The organism is Roseivivax sp. CAU 1753, assembly GCF_054482575.1.
Genome location: NZ_JBTLRF010000001.1, coordinates 19,144 through 34,723, shown reverse-complemented (window position 1 = coordinate 34,723; position 15,580 = coordinate 19,144). Strand labels below are relative to the sequence as shown.

General features: G+C 67.6%; 16 protein-coding genes. 13 read left to right on the top strand and 3 right to left on the bottom strand.

Annotated features, from left to right (window positions below; all coding sequences use genetic code 11):
• Positions 1–145 precede the first annotated feature (145 nt).
• From ACXYMN_RS00175 to ACXYMN_RS00115, 13 genes are all read left to right on the top strand, one after another.
• Positions 146–1,636, top strand: a complete 1,491-nt coding sequence (locus ACXYMN_RS00175; protein ID WP_459011345.1) for a replicative DNA helicase — start codon at positions 146–148, stop codon at positions 1,634–1,636.
• Between the two features lie 490 nt (positions 1,637–2,126).
• Positions 2,127–3,170 (top strand): alanine racemase, encoded by a 1,044-nt coding sequence (gene alr / locus ACXYMN_RS00170; RefSeq protein WP_459011344.1) that lies wholly within the window; start codon positions 2,127–2,129, stop codon positions 3,168–3,170.
• Positions 3,167–3,556, top strand: coding sequence for a hypothetical protein (locus ACXYMN_RS00165; RefSeq protein ID WP_459011343.1), 390 nt, complete (start codon positions 3,167–3,169; stop codon positions 3,554–3,556). The genes alr and ACXYMN_RS00165 overlap by 4 nt, the downstream gene beginning before the upstream one ends.
• A 167-nt stretch (positions 3,557–3,723) precedes the next feature.
• Positions 3,724–4,647 (top strand): DNA repair protein, encoded by a 924-nt coding sequence (locus tag ACXYMN_RS00160; RefSeq protein WP_459011342.1) that lies wholly within the window; start codon positions 3,724–3,726, stop codon positions 4,645–4,647.
• An 81-nt stretch (positions 4,648–4,728) separates the two neighbouring features.
• Positions 4,729–6,099, top strand: coding sequence for a DNA repair protein RadA (gene radA / locus ACXYMN_RS00155; protein ID WP_459011341.1), 1,371 nt, complete (start codon positions 4,729–4,731; stop codon positions 6,097–6,099).
• A 38-nt stretch (positions 6,100–6,137) separates the two neighbouring features.
• Entirely contained in the window at positions 6,138–6,710 is a 573-nt protein-coding gene (locus ACXYMN_RS00150) for a CvpA family protein (protein ID WP_459011340.1), read from the top strand.
• Positions 6,711–6,823: 113 nt separating this feature from the next.
• Complete coding sequence (purF, locus tag ACXYMN_RS00145; protein WP_459012334.1) at positions 6,824–8,284, top strand: amidophosphoribosyltransferase; 1,461 nt, start codon at positions 6,824–6,826, stop codon at positions 8,282–8,284.
• On the top strand, positions 8,281–8,844 hold the full coding sequence (locus tag ACXYMN_RS00140) for a DUF2199 domain-containing protein (RefSeq protein ID WP_459011339.1): 564 nt from the start codon (positions 8,281–8,283) through the stop codon (positions 8,842–8,844). The genes purF and ACXYMN_RS00140 overlap by 4 nt, the downstream gene beginning before the upstream one ends.
• 110 nt (positions 8,845–8,954) lie before the next feature.
• Complete coding sequence (locus tag ACXYMN_RS00135) at positions 8,955–9,227, top strand: amidophosphoribosyltransferase (RefSeq protein ID WP_459011338.1); 273 nt, start codon at positions 8,955–8,957, stop codon at positions 9,225–9,227.
• A gap of 45 nt (positions 9,228–9,272) precedes the next feature.
• Positions 9,273–9,914, top strand: coding sequence for an SDR family NAD(P)-dependent oxidoreductase (locus ACXYMN_RS00130; RefSeq protein WP_459011337.1), 642 nt, complete (start codon positions 9,273–9,275; stop codon positions 9,912–9,914).
• A gap of 260 nt (positions 9,915–10,174) precedes the next feature.
• Positions 10,175–10,960 (top strand): 5'/3'-nucleotidase SurE, encoded by a 786-nt coding sequence (surE, locus tag ACXYMN_RS00125; protein WP_459011336.1) that lies wholly within the window; start codon positions 10,175–10,177, stop codon positions 10,958–10,960.
• Complete coding sequence (locus ACXYMN_RS00120) at positions 10,957–11,601, top strand: protein-L-isoaspartate(D-aspartate) O-methyltransferase (protein WP_459011335.1); 645 nt, start codon at positions 10,957–10,959, stop codon at positions 11,599–11,601. Before surE ends, ACXYMN_RS00120 begins: the two co-directional genes overlap by 4 nt.
• Before the next feature lie 73 nt (positions 11,602–11,674).
• Positions 11,675–12,838 carry a peptidoglycan DD-metalloendopeptidase family protein gene (locus tag ACXYMN_RS00115; protein WP_459011334.1) on the top strand — a complete coding sequence of 388 codons (1,164 nt, stop codon included), beginning with the start codon at positions 11,675–11,677 and terminating at the stop codon, positions 12,836–12,838.
• A 421-nt stretch (positions 12,839–13,259) separates the two neighbouring features.
• Here ACXYMN_RS00115 and ACXYMN_RS00110 read toward each other — a convergent pair whose 3' ends face one another.
• Genes ACXYMN_RS00110 through tatB form a run of 3 tightly spaced genes read right to left on the bottom strand, consistent with a single transcriptional unit; the run spans position 13,260 to position 15,576 of the window.
• The gene (locus ACXYMN_RS00110; protein ID WP_459011333.1) at positions 13,260–14,102 is read right to left on the bottom strand and encodes an ATP-binding protein; all 843 of its coding nucleotides are present in this window, start codon (positions 14,100–14,102) and stop codon (positions 13,260–13,262) included.
• On the bottom strand, positions 14,099–15,106 hold the full coding sequence (tatC, locus tag ACXYMN_RS00105) for a twin-arginine translocase subunit TatC (protein ID WP_459011332.1): 1,008 nt from the start codon (positions 15,104–15,106) through the stop codon (positions 14,099–14,101). The genes ACXYMN_RS00110 and tatC overlap by 4 nt, the downstream gene beginning before the upstream one ends.
• Positions 15,103–15,576, bottom strand: coding sequence for a Sec-independent protein translocase protein TatB (gene tatB, locus ACXYMN_RS00100; RefSeq protein ID WP_459011331.1), 474 nt, complete (start codon positions 15,574–15,576; stop codon positions 15,103–15,105). Before tatB ends, tatC begins: the two co-directional genes overlap by 4 nt.
• Positions 15,577–15,580 lie beyond the last annotated feature (4 nt).

Sequence of the window (15,580 nt, the reverse complement as noted above, 5' to 3'; positions counted from 1 at the left end):
GTTGGCAATCTGACGGCACCTGCCGCAAGATATGGGCGCGCTGCCGCGTCGGGGGACTTATCCCCAGAAAGATACAATTTGCACGATCCGCAGCCCGTGTCCTAACCAGACCGTCTACGGAAAATGCGCGAGAATCGGATCGGTCATGAACGAGGTCACCACTTTCAACGCAACCGGCGCCGAGGTGCAGGCGCCCGACACCATGCCCCATTCCATCGAGGCCGAGCAGCAGCTTCTGGGCGCGATCCTGACCAACAACGACGTCTATGACCGGGTTGCCTCGATCATCACCGCCAAGCATTTCTACGACCCGGTCCATGCCCGCATCTACGAGGTCGCGGCGGCGCGGATCGCCAAGAACAACCTCGCCTCGCCGGTGACGCTCAAGGCGTTCATGGAGGAGGACGAGGGCCTGAAGGAGCTGGGCGGACCGGCCTACCTGATGCGGCTGGCGGGGGCCGCCATCGCGTCTTTCGCGGTCAAGGATTACGCCACCATGATCTACGATCTGGCGGTGCGGCGCGACCTGATCGGGCTCGGGCGCGACATCTCGTCAAAGGCGGCCAAGGTCGATGTGGCCTCCGAGCCGCGCGAGCAGATCGTCGAGGCCGAACAGGCGCTCTATCGCATGGCCGAGCAGGGCCAGGCCGAACAGGGCTTCCAGTCGTTCCTGCGCGCGGTGACCAGCGCGGTCAATGTCGCCAACGCGGCCTACAAGCGCGAAGGCGGGCTGGCGGGCGTGTCGACCGGGCTCAACGATCTCGACAAGAAGCTGGGCGGGCTGCACAAATCGGACCTGCTGATCCTTGCCGGGCGTCCGTCGATGGGCAAGACATCGCTGGCCACCAACATCGCCTACAACGTCGCCAAGGCCTATAAGCGCGGGGTGCGAGACGACGGCACCGAGGGCGCCATCGAAGGTGGCGTGGTGGGGTTCTATTCGCTCGAGATGTCCGCCGAACAGCTGGCCGCACGGATCCTGTCGGAGGCCGCGGAAGTGCCGTCGGAACAGATCCGCCGCGGCGACATGACCGAAGAGGAGTTCCGCCGCTTCGTCGAGGCGGCCAAAAGCCTCGAGGCCTGCCCGCTTTATATCGACGACACGCCCGCGCTGCCCATTGCGCAGCTGGCCGCGCGCGCGCGCAGGCTCAAACGGACGCACGGGCTGGATGTGCTGATCGTCGACTACCTGCAACTGGTGCGCGGCACCGGGCGCAACGACAACCGCGTGCAGGAAATCGCCGAGATTTCCATGGGATTGAAGGCCATCGCGAAGGAACTGGAGATCCCGGTGATGGCGCTGTCGCAGCTCAGCCGGCAAGTGGAAAGCCGCGAAGACAAGCGCCCGCAACTGTCGGACCTGCGCGAATCCGGGTCGATCGAGCAGGATGCCGATGTGGTGATGTTCGTGTTCCGGGAGGAATACTACAAGGAACGCGAAAAACCCGGCGATCATGACCTCGACAAGATGGCCGCCTGGCAGGAAGAGATGGAGCGTCTGCACGGCAAGGCGGAAGTGGTCATCGGCAAGCAGCGCCACGGCCCGATCGGCACGGTCGAGCTGAGCTTCGAGGGCCAGTTCACCCGCTTCGGCAACCTGGTAAAACCCTGGCAGACCCCCGATCAGGGCTTCTGATCAGGGGCATGGGCACGCCTGCAGGGGCGGCGCGACGCTTGATGCAACGTCTTCACGCAGGCGCGCAACCGGTTGAATTGACGCCGCTTTCACTGCACCCAAAACGCCGCCGCAACGGTGCCGATCTGGCAAGGACGGCACCGCATGCGGGTCCGCCGCGTCCGGGTCAAGGCTGCCGCAGGCACCGCGCGGCACGCGCGGCTTGGCCTTGAGGCGGGCGCGGCGGACATCACCCTTGGATGCGGCCGTGTTCAGGGCAGACCTGCCCCTGAACCGCATCTCGGCAGGGGCTCTGTCGATGCCAAGGGCCCGACCCCGACATGTCACCCGACCACCCGCCAGACGTCCCCCGCATGCATGTCCCATGCAGGCGGGGCGCGGCGGAGGGCTGCCCTTCAGGGCGGCGCGACGCCGCGCCCACCTGGGGCGACCGGGCAGAGTGCCCGCAATTCCGGCTTGACCTCTGACGCCGCCATGGCAAAGAGCGGACATGACCCAAGCGACGCTTCATATCGACCTCGACGCGCTGGTGACCAACTGGCGCAACCTTGACCGGCAAAACACCGCAGAGACCGCGGCGGTGGTCAAGGCGGACGCCTACGGGCTGGGCATGGACCGGGTCGCACCGGCGCTGGCGCAGGCGGGCGCGCGGCGGTTCTTCGTGGCGATTGCCGAGGAAGGCGTGGCGCTGCGGCGCGTACTGGGCCCCGGCCCCGATATCTGCGTCTTTTCCGGCCATATGGCCGGTGACGCGGCGCGCATCCGCGACGCGGACCTGGTGCCGATGCTGAACTCGATCGACCAGATGCTGCGCCACGTGGAGGCCCTGCCCGGCCATCCCTTCGGCATCCAGCTGGACAGCGGCATGAACCGGCTCGGCATGGAGCCCGCCGAATGGGCCGCGCTGCGCGACATCGCCCTGGCGCAGGCCCCCCGGCTGGTGATGAGCCACCTGGCCTGCGCCGACGCGCCCGAGCATGGCATGAACCCCGCCCAGCTCAGGGCCTTCGAGGAAATGACCGACGGCATCGACGCGCCACGGTCGCTGGCGGCGACGGGCGGCATCCTTCTGGGTCCGGCCTATCATTTCGACCTCGCGCGGCCCGGGATCGGGGTTTACGGCGGCATGCCCTTCGCCGACGCGCTGCCGGTGGCCTATCTCGATGTGCCGGTGATTCAGGTCCGCGACGTGGCGGCGGGCGAAACCGTCGGCTACGGCAACAGCTGGGTCGCGCCGCATCCCACAAGGGTCGCGACCATCGCCGCGGGCTATGCGGACGGGCTGCTGCGCGCCATGGGGCCGCGTGCGCATGTCTTCGCGGGCGAAACGCGCTGCCGCGTGCTGGGCCGTGTCTCGATGGACCTGATCGGCATCGACGTGACCGACGTGCCCGCCCTGCCCGACAGCGTCGAGTTCCTGGGCCGTCACCAGTCGGTCGACAGCCTTGCCGAGGCGGCGGGCACCATCGGCTACGAGATCCTGACATCGCTCGGGCATCGCTATGCGCGCAGCTATTCCGGCGGCGCGACGTGAGCGGCCTGATCGAGCCCGATCCGACGCTGTTTGCGCTGATCTTCGTCAAGCGGTTTGTCTATCTGGAAGTGCTGCTGATCCTGGCGCTGATCCGCGCGGCGCTGGCGCGGGGGCCGTCGCGGATGCTGGCCGGTCTGACCGCACTGGTGGCGGCGCTGTTCATCCTGGTGACCTTCGCGCCCGCCCTCGGATTGCACATGCAGGGCTGGTATTCACCGCTGGCACAGCTTCTGGCCACCGGTCAGGGCGTCCGGGTCCCCTTGGCGCTGTCGGCGCTGTTTTTCGTGTCGGGCTTCGTGCCGACCCGCGCAAGGCGCTGGATAGACGCGCTGCATGTGGTTGTTCTGCTTGGATTTTTGGGGCTCTGGGGCGCGACCCTGATGTGATTGTATCAGAATCGGGAACAGTGATACCGAAACCGGGATTTTGATCTCTTTTCATGACAATGCACACTTTTTTTGACACAATTCATACCCATCGGCATTATCCCGCCTAATATAGATGGATGCGCCCTGTCGGGGCCGATTCTTTCGTGGTCTTGGGAGACCCATCCATGTCGCGTATTGTCACATCCGTTTTCTGGGCCGTCCGGGTTGCCTTCCAGTACGTTACCGCGGCGCTGCTGGTGATCACCGGGCTTGTGGCGCTGGCCATGACGGGTGCCGCGGCGCTGGGTTACATGCCCTGGATCGACCTGACCCTGCAATTCGGCGGCGTCGCCTATCCCGAGGCCGGGATGGTGGTGCAGATCGTCGGCACGACGCTGCTGGTGGGGCTTTTGGCCTACCTGCCCGGCAACGCCCGGGTGCTGGCGCTCGAGACGTCGCACCGCCGCTTCCATATCAACATGGAGGATGTGACCCGCGCCTATCGCGCCGCCCACGCGGCCGACCGCAAGGGCCTTTTCAACCTGAAATCCGAATTCGACTCGGTGCGCGAACGCATCGCCTATCTGCGCGAGCATCCCGATCTGGCCGAACTGGAAGCGCCGGTGATCGAGGTCGCGGCGCAGATGAGCCACCTCGCCCGCGACCTGGCACGGGTCTATTCCGACGACGCGGTGATGCGGGCGCGCGACTTCCTGACCCAGCGCCAGAACGAGGTCGCCGATTTCAACCGTCGCCTCGACGCGGCCAAGGCCCATGCGGTGCAGATCCGCAGCTGGATCGAAGCGGTCGAGATGGACGAAGCGGTCGCCGAGTCGCAACTGGCCCGGATCTGCGAGGAACTGTCGGACCTGCTGCCCGAGCTCTACGAGACCGAAGCCGTCGGCGTCGATGCGGACGAGGTGGCCGCCTGGCAGGCCGATGCGGAGGTCGCCAAGGTGGCGGCACCGTCGCGCGACTGGCTGGAGGATACGCCCGAGCGCACCGAGACCGGAACCGCGACCGGCATGGGGCCCGAGCAAGAGGACGAGGCAGGTCTTCCGCTGGACAGCGAGATCGTCGAGCTGCTGTCGCGCCGCGCGGCACAGTAAACCGCGCCGACACGCGCGCCGGTCGTCAGGGCGGCTGCTACCGGCTTGCGGGGGGCGCGCGTCTCGGCCACAAGCGGCGGCATGGCCAAAGCCGCTAAATCCAATTTTGTCTGCGCCAATTGCGGCAACGTCACCACCAAATGGGCGGGACGCTGCGAAGCCTGTGGCGAATGGAATGCCGTGCGCGAAGAGGCCCCGCTGTCGACCGGCCCCGCCGCCAAGACACTGGGGGCCACGCGCGGGCGCACCATTCCGCTGAGCGATCTTGCGGCGCAGGAGACACCGCCGCCGCGCACCGCCTGCGGGCTGTCCGAACTGGACCGGGTGCTGGGTGGCGGGCTGGTCCCGGCCTCGGCGATTCTGGTGGGCGGCGATCCGGGCATCGGCAAGTCGACGCTGTTGTTGCAGGCGGCGGCGGCCTTCGCGGGGGCGGGGCTGAAGGTGGTCTATATTTCGGGCGAGGAAGCCTCGGCGCAGATCCGGATGCGGGCGCGGCGGCTGGGGCTGGGCGATGCCACCGTGTCGCTGGGGGCGGAGACCAACCTGCGCGACATCATCACCACGCTGGAGGCCGAAAAGCCCGACCTCGCGATCATCGATTCGGTACAGACCATGTGGGCCGACCACGTGGAAAGCGCCCCCGGCTCGGTCAGCCAGGTGCGCGCGGCGGCGCATGAGCTGACAAGTTTCGCCAAGCGGCGAAATACCGCCGTTGTTCTGGTCGGCCATGTCACCAAGGAGGGCCAGATCGCGGGCCCCCGCGTGGTCGAGCACATGGTCGACACGGTGCTGTATTTCGAGGGCGAGCGCGGCCACCAGTTCCGCATCCTGCGCGCGGTCAAGAACCGCTTCGGTCCGGCGGACGAGATCGGCGTCTTCGAGATGACCGGCGCGGGACTGGCAGAGGTGACCAACCCGTCGGCGCTGTTTCTGTCCGAACGCGGCGCGCCCAGCCCCGGATCGGTGGTTTTCGCGGGGATCGAGGGCACCAGGCCGGTCCTGTGCGAGTTTCAGGCGCTGGTGGCACCGACATCGCTGGCGCAGCCGCGCCGCACCACGGTGGGCTGGGATGGCGGGCGTCTGGCGATGATCCTCGCGGTGCTGGAGGCGCGCTGCGGCATCCCGTTTACCGGGCTCGATGTCTATCTGAACGTCGCGGGCGGCATGAAGGTGCGCGAACCCGCCGCCGATCTGGCTGTGGCCGCGGCGCTACTTTCGGCGCGCGAGGATGCGGCATTGCCGCCCGAAACTGTCGTTTTCGGGGAAATCAGCCTATCAGGAGCGCTTCGGCCTGTGTCGCAAACCGAAAACAGGTTGAAAGAGGCGCAGAAACTTGGTTTCTCCGCCGCCATCGCCCCCGAGGGCGGCAAGAACGTGGATGCATCCGGGCTGCGCCTGACGAGAATGAGCGATCTCGCGGCCTTTGTAGGTGAAGTATTCGGCGCGGGCTGATCCGCGTTTTGAAAATCGGCTGAGGAAAGAGACAGGCAATGGAAGGCTTTACAGCAATCGACGGCGTCGTCGCCGTGGTGATCGTGCTTTCTGCACTTCTGGCCTATTCGCGCGGCCTGGTCCGCGAGGTGATGGCCATCGCGGGCTGGATCGCCGCCGCGTTCCTGGCCTTCATCTTCGCGCCGCAGGTCCAGCCGCTGGTCAAGGAAATGCCGGTGATCGGGGAATTCCTGTCGGACAGTTGCGAATTGTCGATCATCGCGGCCTTCGCGGCGGTGTTCGCGCTGGCGCTGATCGTGGTGTCGTTCTTCACGCCGCTGTTTTCGAGCCTGGTGCACCGGTCGGTGCTGGGTGGCCTGGACCAGGGCCTGGGCTTTCTGTTCGGCGTGGTGCGCGGCGTGCTGCTGGTGGCGATCGCGTTCTTCGTCTACCAGACGGTGATCACCGCCCAGGACATCCCCATGGTCGATGACAGCCGCGCCGCGGCGGTGTTTTCGCGCTTTACCGACGAGATCGAGGCCCGCAACCCCGACGAGGCGCTGGGCTGGGTGACACGCCAGTACGAATCGCTTGTCGGCGTCTGCGAAGCGCCCGGCGCGAACGACGCCTGACGCGGCGCGCCCTGCCGGGGCATGATGACACCGTGACACGCGCCGTCCAAGGCACTAAGCAGGGCGCGACAGCAGACATGGATTCGGAAGGTTGCCCTTTGTCCGACGCCCACATGCCCCCCGCCCATCCGTTCGACGATGACAAGCTGCGCGAGGAATGCGGCATCTTCGGCCTTGTCGGCGCGGCCGATGCGGCGAATTTCGTGGCGCTCGGGCTGCATGCGCTGCAGCATCGCGGACAGGAGGCTGGCGGCATCGTGTCCTACGCGCCCGAACAGGGGTTCAACTCGGCCCGGCGGTTTGGCTATGTGCGCGACAATTTCACCTCGCAATCGCTGATGCAGACCCTGCCCGGCGCGCTGGCCATCGGGCATGTGCGCTATTCCACCAGCGGGTCGAAGGGGCCGACGCAGATCCGCGACGTGCAGCCGTTCTTCGGCGAGTTCTCGATGGGCGGGGCGGCGATCGCGCATAACGGCAACATCACCAATGCCGATGCGTTGCGCCGCGAGCTGATCGAGCGCGGTTCGATCTTCCAGTCGTCGTCGGACAGCGAATGCATCATCCACCTGATGGCCCGGTCGTTGCAGCGCGACATCCCGGCCCGGATGGAAGACGCGCTGCGCCGGGTCGAGGGTGCGTTCTCGGTGGTGGCGATGACCCGCACCAAGCTGATTGGCGTGCGCGACCCGCTGGGCGTGCGCCCGCTGGTGCTGGGCCGCATCGGCGATGGCTGGGCGCTGGCATCCGAGACCTGCGCGCTGGACATCATCGGCGCCGAGTATGTGCGCGAGATCGACCCCGGAGAGATGGTCGTCATCACCGAAAAGGACGGCGTGCAAAGCCACCGCCCCTTCCGTCCGCGCAAGCCGCGCTTCTGCATTTTCGAGCATGTCTATTTCAGCCGCCCCGATTCGATCATCGGCAGCCGCTCGGTCTACGAGACGCGCCGCCAGATCGGCGTGGAACTGGCCCGCGAGGCCCCGGTGGAGGCGGATCTGGTCTGCCCGGTGCCCGACAGCGGCACCCCCGCCGCCATCGGCTTTGCCCACGAATCGGGCATCCCCTACGGCATGGGCATCGTGCGCAACCAGTACATGGGCCGCACCTTCATCGAACCGACCGAACAGATCCGCAACATGGGCGTGCGGCTGAAGCTGAACGTCAACCGCGCGCTGATCGAGGGCAAGCGGGTCATTCTGGTCGACGATTCGGTGGTGCGTGGCACCACCAGCCGCAAGATCAAGGAAATGATCCTCGATGCCGGCGCCGCCGAGGTGCATTTCCGCATCGCCAGCCCGCCGACGGCCTGGCCGTGTTTTTACGGCGTCGACACGCCGCAGCGCGAAAAGCTGCTGGCCGCGACCATGTCCGAGGACGAGATGCGAGACCATCTGGGCATCGATTCGCTGCGCTTCATCTCGCTCGACGGGCTGTATCGCGCGGTGGGCGAGGCCAGTGGCCGCGACAAGGCGAGCCCGCAATATTGCGACGCCTGTTTCTCGGGCGAATACCCGGTCGAACCGTCGGACCAGATCGAAAAGGGCTTTCAGCTGAAGACGGCGGCCGAGTGAACCTGCTGGCGCTCGATGCCCGCTGGCAGCGGCTGAACGATCCGGACTATGCCTGCCCGTGCTGCGGGCGCAGTTTCGGCGGGCTGGTCGATATCGGCTTCGATGCGCCGGATGTCTGGCCTTTCGCGGTGCCCGGGCCCGGCGATGTGGTGACCGAGGGCGACGACAAGCTGTCTTCCGAGCTGTGCCGCCTGGGCGATGCGCGTTTTCTGCGCGCGCATCTGGCAATCCCGCTGCGCGGGGCCGAGGACGCGGTCCATCTGGCGCCCTGGCTCGCGGTGTCACCGCCGGATTTCTACGCGGTGCTCGACCGGATCGAAGCGGGCGACGGGACCGCGGCGCGGTTCCCCGCAACGCTTGCCAATGCCTTGCCGCCGCTGCTGGAAACCGGTGCCGCGGGCGTCATGCATGCGGGACCGGCAGAGGCGCGACCGGATTTCCGGCCCGCGGACGGCGCGCTGGTGGCGGCCGTGACCGACGGTCTGTCCTTCGATGCTGTGCTCGATCTCTATGCGGCCATCGGCGCGGACATCCGCCCGCACCTGACCGGCCGGCGCTAGGCGATCCTCCGCCCGCCTGCCAGCGACTTTCTGCACATGCAGCATGACCCGGCTTGAGCCTTCCACGGTTGCCGCATACGCACGCCGCACCGCAGCAAATCGAGATGGACATGTCCAACCCCGAAACCCCCGCGACACCCGAAAACGTCGCCGAGACCGCAACCACCCATGCCGATATCGATCTGTCGGTCATCGCCCTTCTGGGCGTGATGGGCACCGAAGACGCGCCCACAGCACTGTTGCGCCTGCCCTCGGGCGAGGTCGCCAAGGTCGCCCCCGGCAGCCAGGTCGGCAATCGCCAGGTCGCGGCCATCGACAAGACCCGCCTGGCGCTGGCCGCACGCGACGGTCGCACGCTCTGGATCGAAATCCCCGGCAGCTGATGCGGCGCGGTTGACAAGCCCCGCGCGTCACGCGACATGACCGCCATGGAAAAACCCGCAGCCCTCGTCACCGGCGCGTCCCGGGGTCTGGGCTTCGCCCTGGCCGAAGCCCTCTCGGAGACGCATCACGTCATCGCCGTCGCCCGCACCGTGGGCGGGCTCGAGGATCTGGACGACCGCATCAAGGCGCGTGGCCACGAGGCGACGCTGGCCCCGATGGACATCACCAAGCGCGATGCCATGGCGCATCTCTGCCGCTCGGTGCATGACCGCTGGGGCGGGGCCGCGCTCTGGGTGCATACGGCGGTGCATGCGGGCCCGCTGACCCCCGCCGACCACATCGCCGAGGGCGACTGGGCCAAATCGGTCGATACCAACGTCACCGCCATGGGCCATCTCATCCCCTTCGTCTCGGCCCTGATCGGCCCCGAAGGCCGCGCGGTGTTTTTCGACGACCCGCGCGCCGGGCAGAAGTTCTTCGGCCTCTACGGCGCCACCAAGGCAGCACAGATCGCGCTGGCGCGGTCGTGGATGGCAGAGACCGAAAACACCGGCCCGGATGTGCGCATCCTGACCCCCGCGCCGTTCCGCAGCGCCACCCGGGGCCGGTTCTTCCCCGGTGAGGACAAGGCCAGCCTGCCCAGCCCGAAGGACGCCGCCGCAGCCCTCCTGCCGGAGATCCTGTAGCCAGCCCGACCGCGCCCGCCAGCCCGACATCCGATGTATAGCGCCACGCCGCCCCTTCATCTTTCCAAAAAAACGCATCTCCCACGGCACCATCCGCACGCCGCCCGGTGTTTCGCACCACCGCGCGACACACCTCTGCGATATTCCCCACCCCCGTCGGCACGCAGAAACCCTGCAATGCGCGCCGCGCGCCTGCCCGGACTTGCCCCGCGCGGCCCCATTCCCTATGCACGCCCCTAAGCGGTCAGACAGGCGGGATCATGCGCATACTCATCACCAATGACGACGGCATCAACGCGCCCGGCCTTGCGGTGCTGAAACAGATCGCCACCGAGATCGCGGGCCCCTCGGGCGAGGTCTGGACCGTCGCCCCCGCCTTCGAGCAATCGGGCGTCGGGCACACCATTTCCTATTCGCAGCCCTTCATGGTGTCGGAGCTGGGCCCGCGCACCTTCGCCGCCGAAGGCAGCCCCGCGGACTGCGTGCTGGCGGCGATCCACGACGTGATGACCGACGCGCCGCCGGATCTGGTGCTGTCGGGCGTCAACCGCGGCAACAACTCCGCCGAGAACGTGCTCTATTCCGGCACAATCGGGGCTGCGATGGAGGCCGCGTTGCAGGATCTTCCGGCGATCGCGCTGTCGCAGTTCATCGGCCCCGAGATCTGGAACGCGTCCGACATGTTCGAGGCCGCCCGGGTGCATGGCGCCGACGTGATCCGCCGCCTGATCGGGCGCACCGCGTCGGCGGATCCGGCCTACCGGGTGTTCTACAACGTCAATTTCCCGCCGGTGCCCGCCGCGGCGGTGGCCGGCATCACCGCGGCGGCGCAGGGCAAGCGCCCCGATACGGGCTTTTCGGTCGAACCGCAGCTGTCGCCCGCGGGCCGCCGTTTTCTGTGGATCAAGGGCGGCGATCAACGCAAGACCACGGCGGAAGGGTCGGACGCCCATGTCAACCTGCAGGGCTACATCTCGGTCACGCCGATGCGCGCGGACCTGACCGCGCATGACGATCTCGACGGGCTGAAAGACGCGCTTTCATGACATCGGATGCGGAACGCAAGATGCAGTTCCTTTTTGCGCTGCGGTCGCGCGGCGTGACCGACACGCGGGTGCTGACGGCGATGGAGGCAATCGACCGCGGCCCCTTCATCCGGCACTATTTCACCGACCGCGCCTATGAGGACATGCCGCTGCCGATCGCCTGCGGGCAGACCATCTCGCAGCCCTCGGTGGTCGGGCTGATGACCCAGGCGCTGGATGTCAGCCCGCGCGACAAGGTGCTCGAGGTGGGCACCGGGTCGGGCTACCAGGCGGCGGTGCTGAGCCAGCTTGCGCGCCGCGTCTACACCGTCGACCGCCACCGCCGACTGGTGCGCGAAGCCCGCGAGGTGTTCGATGCGCTGGCGCTGACAAACATCACCGCCTTTACCGCCGATGGCAGCTTCGGGCTGCCCGATCAGGCGCCGTTCGACCGCATCATCGTGACCGCCGCCGCCGAGGACCCGCCCGGCCCCCTATTGGCCCAACTCAAGATCGGCGGTATCATGGTCGTGCCGGTCGGTCAGTCCGATGCGGTGCAAAGCCTGATCCGGGTCACCCGGACCGAGGATGGCTTTGACTACCAGGAATTACGCCCTGTGCGTTTCGTCCCCCTGATCGAGGGACTCGGGCGCGAGAGTTGATGCGTGCAGCCGCGCGCGAAATGACGTCAGAACGCCCCGAACGTAACGGGACGCGGATTTGAGGATGAGCAAGATGACCGATATCGCACCGGTGAGAACCGCACGCGCGCGACTGGGATGGGCGGGTGTGCTGGTTCTGGGATTGGGCGCCTGCGCGGGGCCGATGGATTTCGACATGCGGCCGACCTCGGCCAACACGTCGGAAGCCGCGATCAACGCCACGACGTCGCGGCCCGCGCCGGATGCGCGCGGCGTGATTTCCTACCCGACCTACCAGGTGGCGGTCGCGCAGCGCGGCGATACGCTGGGGACGGTCGCCAACCGGGTCGGCCTGCCCGCGGGCGAGTTGGCGCGCTACAACGGCATCGAGATCAACGACCCGCTGCGCGCGGGCGAAATCGTGGCCCTGCCGCGCCGGGTGGCCGAACCCTCTGCCGCGACCGGGGCCGTCGACATCTCGGCGCTGGCCTCGACCGCCATCGACAATGCCGCGGCGACCCCGGTGCCCGCGGGCACCGTCGCGCCGAAGCCCGGCGCGGTGGAGCCCGTGCGTCACCAGGTCAGCCGGGGCGAGACCGCCTATTCCATCGCCCGGCTCTATAACGTGACGCCGCGCGCGCTGGCGGACTGGAACGGGCTCGACCAGGCCTATTCCGTGCGCGAGGGCCAGTACCTGCTGATCCCGTTGGCCACCGGCGGCGGTACCCAGGTCGCCGCGAACGTGACCTCTCCGGGTCAGGGCTCACCGACGCCGATGCCGCCCTCGGCCGCCGATCCGCTGCCGCCCGCGCCGGTCACCGAGGCCGCCCCGCTGGCCCCTGCGGCCACCCCCGCGCCCGCCACCCCAGCGCCCGATGTGGGCGAGGTCAGCGACGCCCCGGCACCCCAGGGCGCGTTCCGGATGCCGGTCTCGGGCACCATAATCCGCGAATATGCCCCGGGCAGCAACGACGGCATCGACATCGCCGCCCCGGCGGGCACGGTGGTCAAGGCCGCCGCCAGCGGAACGGTCGCGGCGATCACCACCAATACCGACGGCATCCCGATCCTGGTGATCAAGCACGCGGACAACATTCTGACGGTCTATACCCATATCGACGGCATCACGGTGGCCAAGGGCGACGCGGTCAGCCGCGGCCAGAGCATCGCCAAGGTGCGCGCGGGCGACCCGGCGCGCATGCATTTCGAGGTGCGCGACGGCTTCGACGCGGTCGACCCGAACCTCTACCTGAACTAGGGCGCATCACGACCCGCCCCGCGCCCCTCCCGGTTCGGAGGCGGGTCAAGGCTGCCGCAGGCACCGCGCGGCACGCGCGGCACGGCCTTGACGCGTCTCCGGACCGTTCACCATTGCACAGGCGTCTTGAGAGGCAGACTGCCGGCTCAAGCGCCTCTCAGCAGAAAATCCCGCCGCCGCAACCTCTTGCGCCACGCCGTTCATGTGCCCTGTCAATATCCAAAGGCCCCGCGCGGCGCAGCCGCGCGGCCCCCGGCGACCGGGCGGAGCCCGGGCGCAATCCTGCCTGCACGACCGGGCGCAGCCCGGGCGCGGCCCCCGGCGACCGGGCGGAGCCCGGGTGCAATCCTGCCTGCACGACCGGGCGCAGCCCGGGCGCAATCTGGCCCGCACGACCGGGCGTCAGCCCGGGCGCGAGGGCTCAATCGACGCGGATGCCCTGGCGTCCCGCCAGGTCGAGGAAGAACTGCCAGGCGACACGGCCCGAGCGGGCACCGCGCGTGGCCTGCCATTCGATGGCTTCGGCGCGCAGGGTCTCGGCGTCCACGGCGACGCCGTAGGCGGCGCAATAGCCCGCGATCATTGCCAGGTAGTCGTCCTGCGTGCAGGGGTGAAACCCCAGCCAGAGGCCGAAGCGGTCCGACAGGGACACCTTTTCCTCGACCGCCTCGGAGGGGCTGATCGAGGACGAGCGTTCGTTCTCGATCATGTCGCGGGGCATGAGGTGCCGCCGGTTCGAGGTGGCGTAGAACAGCACGTTCTCGGGCCGACCCTCGATGCCGCCATCAAGCACCGCCTTCAGCGATTTGTAGTGCTGGTCGTCATGCGAAAACGACAGATCGTCGCAGAACAGCAGGAACCGGTCGGAGGAGGCGCGCAGGATGTTCAGGAGGCGCGCGACGGACGGCAGGTCTTCGCGCTGCAGTTCCACGATCCGCAGCGCATGGCCCTCGGCCACGATGGCCGCATGGACCGCCTTCACGATCGAGGATTTGCCCATGCCCCGCGCGCCCCAGAGGAGCGCGTTGTTGGCGGCGTTGCCGGCGGCGAAGCGACGGGTATTGGCCAGCAGCGTGTCGCGGGCGCGGTCGATGCCGATGAGCAGCGAAAGGTCGACCCGGCTGACCTTCGCGACCGGCTCCAGCCGGTCCGGGCCGGTATGCCAGACGAAAGCCTCGGCGGCGCCGAGATCGGGGGCCGCGCGCGGCGCCGGGGCGATCCGCTCCAGCGCCTCGGCGATCCGCGTGAGCACCTCATCGGTCACTTTTTCGTGCCCTCTTCGGTGTCGTCCTCCGCGTCGAACTCGGCCCATAGCGGGTCCTCGACCTCGTCCGCGAGGTCCTCTGCTTCCTCGTCGTCGAGGTCCGCCGCATCGTCGCGCGCAGCCGCGGGCGTATCCGGATCGTCACCGTCGTCGTCGTCACCGTCGTCGTCGTCATCCTCGAACCAGAGCCCCTGCGCCATCAGGTCCGCCTTGCGCTTCTTCTCGACGCGGGCCACCAGGAGGATCGAGACCTCGTAAAGGCCGTAGACCACCACGAAGAGGATCACCTGGGTGATGACGTCGGGCGGCGTCACCAGTGCGGCCAGCAAGAGGATGCCGACGACGGCGTATTTGCGCACGTCGCCCAAGCCCTTGGCCGACACCAGTCCCGCCTTGCCCATCAGCGTCAGCAGCACTGGCAACTGGAAGCAGAGCCCGAAGGCCACGATGAACTTGATGGTCAGGTTGAGGTATTCCTGCGCCGAGCCCTGGAACACCACCGACAGGCCCTGGGTGACGTCGTCGTCCACCAGCGCCTCGCCCTCGGCGCCGAATTGCTGGAAGCCGAGAAAGAAATCATAGGCCAGCGGCGTGACCACGTAGAAGGCAAAGGACGCGCCGAGGATGAACATGAAGGGCGAGGCCACCAGGAACGGCAGGAACGCGCCCTTTTCGGAGCGGTAGAGACCGGGGGCCACGAAACGCCACATCTGGTTGGCGATGTAGGGAAAGGCCAGCATGAAGCCGCCCAGCAGCGACACCTTTATCGCCACGAAGAAGCCTTCCTGCGGCGAGATGAAGATCAGGTCGCAATCCTGACCGCGCGCCGCCAGCACGGTGCAAAGCGGATCGGTCAGGAAGTTGAAGATCGGGGTGGCGACGGTGAAACAGATCACCATGCCGATGATGAAGGCCACGACCGAGTGGATCAGCCGGTTGCGCAACTCGGCCAGATGCTCGATCAGCGGGGCAGAGCTGTCCTCGATGTCGTCTTCGGCGCTCACGCTTTGTCTCCGTCACGGGCGGCGAGGGATTTCTCGATCTCGTCGGCCTTCTGCAGGGCCTCCTGGGCCTCGCGCTGCTTGCGTTCGGCGGCCTTGCGGGCGGTGGCGGCCTCGATCTTGCGGGCCGCGTCGGTCTTGGGCTTGATCTCGGGCTTGGGCTTGGCGCTGCCGCCCTTGCCGGTCGACGTGTTGTCGAGGTCGAGGTTGGTCATGTCCCGCGCCGCGGATTTCACCCCGTCCATCGCCGAATTGAGCGGGTTGGTCGCGGATTTGAAGGTTTTCTGCACATCCTTCATGCCCGACTCGTCGGCGGCGTCGTTCATCGCCTTGGAAAACTCGCGCGCCATGCCCTTGGCCTTGCCGACGAAGCGGCCGACATTGCGAAAGAGCACCGGCAGGTCCTTCGGGCCGACCACGATCAACGCGACGATCCCGATGACCAGAAGCTCGGTCCAGCCCAGATCGAACATCAGG

Coding starts and splice junctions, on each gene's coding strand:
- ACXYMN_RS00115 (WP_459011334.1), top strand. CDS start 11,675: ATGACCGATATCGCACCGGTGAGAACCGCACGCGCGCGACTGGGATGG.
- ACXYMN_RS00150 (WP_459011340.1), top strand. CDS start 6,138: ATGGAAGGCTTTACAGCAATCGACGGCGTCGTCGCCGTGGTGATCGTG.
- ACXYMN_RS00130 (WP_459011337.1), top strand. CDS start 9,273: ATGGAAAAACCCGCAGCCCTCGTCACCGGCGCGTCCCGGGGTCTGGGC.
- purF (WP_459012334.1), top strand. CDS start 6,824: ATGCCCCCCGCCCATCCGTTCGACGATGACAAGCTGCGCGAGGAATGC.
- ACXYMN_RS00120 (WP_459011335.1), top strand. CDS start 10,957: ATGACATCGGATGCGGAACGCAAGATGCAGTTCCTTTTTGCGCTGCGG.
- radA (WP_459011341.1), top strand. CDS start 4,729: ATGGCCAAAGCCGCTAAATCCAATTTTGTCTGCGCCAATTGCGGCAAC.
- surE (WP_459011336.1), top strand. CDS start 10,175: ATGCGCATACTCATCACCAATGACGACGGCATCAACGCGCCCGGCCTT.
- ACXYMN_RS00160 (WP_459011342.1), top strand. CDS start 3,724: ATGTCGCGTATTGTCACATCCGTTTTCTGGGCCGTCCGGGTTGCCTTC.
- ACXYMN_RS00135 (WP_459011338.1), top strand. CDS start 8,955: ATGTCCAACCCCGAAACCCCCGCGACACCCGAAAACGTCGCCGAGACC.
- tatB (WP_459011331.1), bottom strand. CDS start 15,576: ATGTTCGATCTGGGCTGGACCGAGCTTCTGGTCATCGGGATCGTCGCG.
- ACXYMN_RS00175 (WP_459011345.1), top strand. CDS start 146: ATGAACGAGGTCACCACTTTCAACGCAACCGGCGCCGAGGTGCAGGCG.
- alr (WP_459011344.1), top strand. CDS start 2,127: ATGACCCAAGCGACGCTTCATATCGACCTCGACGCGCTGGTGACCAAC.